Raw genomic sequence first — 3,562 nt, 5'->3', positions numbered from 1 at the left:
TTTCCAACTGAGGTTTGAGGCGACTCCTATCACTTTCTTTTTTTCTACCATAGAGGTCCATAGCATCATAAGAACTTTTGTTAATCCAAATTCAGTTAAAAGATACCATCCAACTTTATTTGAAAGCTTCTGTTTCTTAAAACTGACCTTAAATTATATTTTAGTTTCCATTAATTTGAGTGATAGTGCTACTATTTCCATTTCCAAACTGAATAATGCGCCCTCGGTTAGCTGCTCCCCCTACCTGATCATTAATTGTTTGATTGATATTGGCGTTGTTGTTCATTCCAGCTTGAAAGATAAAGGCCTTATTAATTCCACTGGCATTTTCAATGAGTTGTAATGACAGAGCTATGTTTTCTTCTCCTAATTGGGTGGTTATTTTAGAATTAGTTCCTGAACCTGAATTTTTTATTTCTTGAGAAAAATTATCCTGATTCTCTTCTCCTAGTTGAGCTGTCCAATTAAGGTTAGATCCTGAGCTATTGTCAAAAATTCTTTGTTCCGATTCAGCGGCATTAGAACTTCCAAATTGAGCAAACTTGTTAGAATTGAATCCTTGAGAGTTAATAAATATTTCTTGTTCAAAACCCGCCTCATTTCCGCTTCCAGTTTGAATAGTCAACCCCCTATTATTTCCTGCGGACCCCATTTCAATTCGTTGTTGATGAAAAGCAGCCTGACTACTTCCAGATTGAAAGTAAAAAGCTCTATTGGATCCAAAACTATTACTCTGAATTTGTTGCTCAAAAAAAGCCTCATTAGCAGTTCCTGATTGAATGATCAAACCAGCATTTGATCCTGAACTATTTTCGAATACAATCTGATTCACGCCAGATTGATTCCCACTTCCAAATTGGGCAATGGTGTACAGATTGGATCCTTTGGCATCACGCACAAGGACTTGCTCATAACCTGCCTCATTTCCGCTTCCAGTTTGAATAATCCGTCCCCTATTGGATCCTGAAGACCTCACTTCAATACGCTGATTATGAAAGGCCGCATTATTACTTCCAATTTGGTTGAATAGATTAAAGTTTGATCCTGAGGAATTTTCAATAATTACCTGCTCATTTGCCCCCTCATTAGACGTCCCAAATTGAATTATTGTATTGGAATTGGTTCCAGAGCCAAAATCAAATAAAGCTTGAGCATTCAGTGCCAAATTGGAGCCTACTTGAACCATCGTATTAGAATTTGAACCGGTTCCACTATCAATAGATTGTTCTGAAGATAAACTATTATTACCTATTTGCCCTAAAAAATTAGTATTGGTGCCTGCTCCTTCGTTTCCTATAAACTGAAAACTAAGTGCCTCATTAGTTCCGATTTGTCGTGCAAAGCTTGAGTTCTGCCCTTGACCTTCATCTATAAACTGCACGTTATCAAACACATTGCTTTCCCCAACTTGTAGAAGAACTTTTCTATTGGTTCCAACAGCTCCATTTAATAGCCTTTGAAAACTTACCACTTTATTGGTGATGCCCCATTGATTAAAGTTTAAAAAGTTAATTCCCATGCTGGTAGCTGAAATTCTTTGATGGAACTCCCCTTGATCAGGGTCAATGAGCTCATTATTTTCTCCTACCTGAATTCCAAGCATAAAATTCAAACCGTTGCCATCGGTTTCAATAATTTGTTTGGGGTTGGCGGAATTTCCTGTTCCTGCTTCTATGATAATAGCCTCATTTACCTGTGCGTAAAGTTGGGGTATTGCAAAAGCTATAGTGATGGTTAGTAAAGTTAAGGTTTTCATGTGTCTAGTTGGATTGATTGTTAATAAATGAAATGGAATTGGGATTAAAAGGGGAGGGAGGTTAGTGGAAGTGGTCAAACTCCTAAAGGAAAGATTTTCTTTGTCTTATATAAATCCAATTTATGAAAAAAATTAATTAATATTATAAAAGCTTATAAAGTATCTATTTAGTAATAAATTGGCAAATCCTTTTGAAGATAGATGAAAGAGGAAGGATTTTTTTTATTCCTTAAATGTTAGTAAAATTAAAAAAATTGAAGGTCGTCAGAGGGTGCTTTTTCTATGGTTTAAGGATAAAGTGTATTAAAAACCAGAAGAAATAAAATATCAAACTGGAATTAATAGAATTTAAGCGCTTATTTTTCTTAAAAAAGGATCCTAAGAAATTTAAAATTTTCATGAAATATACTACCCTGAATTTTGACCATTTAGCTTTACTTACCATTGATATGCAGAATGACTTTCTGAAAGGGCAATCTCAGGAAGCTTATGAAACCACTAGGATAATTCCACAATTAGTGGAACTAATAGACAATTTCAGAAAATTGAAGAAGCCAATTGTTCACATGGTAAGGATATACTTCAAAGATGGTTCAAATGCCGATTTGTGTAGAAGGGAGAATTTAGAAATGGGAGGTAAAATGCTACTTCCAGATGCTGATGGTTGCCAATTAGTAATGGATTTACTGCCTAAAAAAAATATTAGATTAAGGACCGAACTTCTTTTGAAAGGTGGGGTCCAAAACGTTTCACCAAATGAAGTGATTATTTATAAACCAAGGTGGGGAGCATTTTATCATACTGCTTTGAAAAAATACCTTGATAAGATTAAAGTAAATTCTTTAATAATTACAGGATGTGTTTTCCCAAATTGTCCTCGCGCTACAATCTACGAAGCTAGTGAAAGAGATTTTAAAATTGGTATAGTCCCAGAGGTTTTATCGGGAATTTATGAAAAGGGAATAGAGGAAATGAAAGCTATTGAAGTAAATATTTACAGTGCTAGAAACTTAATAAATGAAATGGAAAGACACGCTATTGGAAAGTAAATCAAAAAAGGTTTAATTTCATTACAACTACTTTCATGTATAAGATCAAGGTTCATTTTTTTGTTTATTAAAACTTCTTTAATATTTATCCTATTCCAAAGAAAGAGGATATATTTTGAATAGTCCCTATGATTAATTATGATAAAAAAATCATTGACATCCCTTATTTTTAAGGGTCTTGCATTTACCCAGGAGGAAACTAAATTTATTGATCAGCAGTTTGAAAAAATTCAACTAAAAAGAGGAGAGTTGGTTTTAGGGTTTAATGAAAATGTAAATCATCAATTTTATGTGTTTAGTGGATGTCTGAGGACTTTTTTTGTGGATTCAACAGGAAAAGAACATACTTTACAGTTTGCCATTAAAGATTGGTGGATTAGTGATTATATTGCGTATTTCAATCATTCGAAATCTTTACTAAGCATAGAATGCATACAAGACGCTACTTTATATAAAATCGCTAAAAAGGATATTGAAAGAATTTATGATAGGGTACCTAGTACAGAGCGCTTTTTTAGAGAAAAAATGGAAAAGGCTTTTGTTCGTTTTCAAAAAAGAATTTTATCTAACCTTGCTGAAACAGCTACTGAAAGATATTTGAATTTTTTAAGGCAATATCCTAATATTGAACAAAAGGTGAAAAATTATCATATAGCCTCTTATTTAGGTATTGCAACGGAAAGTTTGAGCCGAATTAGGAAAGAGATAGCAGAGGAATAATTTATTAACTTACATCAATTTTTGTACAATACAGTGC

The 3,562-nt window shown here is 33.6% G+C and carries 3 protein-coding genes; 2 read left to right on the top strand and 1 reads right to left on the bottom strand.

Annotated features, from left to right (window positions below; all coding sequences use genetic code 11):
- Positions 1-160 precede the first annotated feature (160 nt).
- Positions 161-1,756, bottom strand: a complete 1,596-nt coding sequence (locus E1171_RS04795; protein ID WP_155204626.1) for a hypothetical protein — start codon at positions 1,754-1,756, stop codon at positions 161-163.
- A gap of 398 nt (positions 1,757-2,154) precedes the next feature.
- Between E1171_RS04795 and E1171_RS04790 the strand changes: the two genes are divergently transcribed.
- Positions 2,155-2,805 (top strand): cysteine hydrolase family protein, encoded by a 651-nt coding sequence (locus tag E1171_RS04790; protein ID WP_155204624.1) that lies wholly within the window; start codon positions 2,155-2,157, stop codon positions 2,803-2,805.
- Positions 2,806-2,943: 138 nt separating this feature from the next.
- Complete coding sequence (locus E1171_RS04785; RefSeq protein WP_155204622.1) at positions 2,944-3,525, top strand: Crp/Fnr family transcriptional regulator; 582 nt, start codon at positions 2,944-2,946, stop codon at positions 3,523-3,525.
- Positions 3,526-3,562 lie beyond the last annotated feature (37 nt).

This window comes from Xanthovirga aplysinae (assembly GCF_009711365.1).
Taxonomy (GTDB): Bacteria; Bacteroidota; Bacteroidia; order Cytophagales; family Cyclobacteriaceae; genus Xanthovirga; species Xanthovirga aplysinae.
The sequence above is the reverse complement of the archived record's forward strand: the minus strand, read 5'-3'. Positions and strand labels throughout refer to the sequence as shown.

Bases quoted from the DNA above. Each gene is read 5' to 3' on its own strand.
- E1171_RS04790 (WP_155204624.1), top strand. From the start codon at position 2,155: ATGAAATATACTACCCTGAATTTTGACCATTTAGCTTTACTTACCATT.
- E1171_RS04795 (WP_155204626.1), bottom strand. From the start codon at position 1,756: ATGAAAACCTTAACTTTACTAACCATCACTATAGCTTTTGCAATACCC.
- E1171_RS04785 (WP_155204622.1), top strand. From the start codon at position 2,944: ATGATAAAAAAATCATTGACATCCCTTATTTTTAAGGGTCTTGCATTT.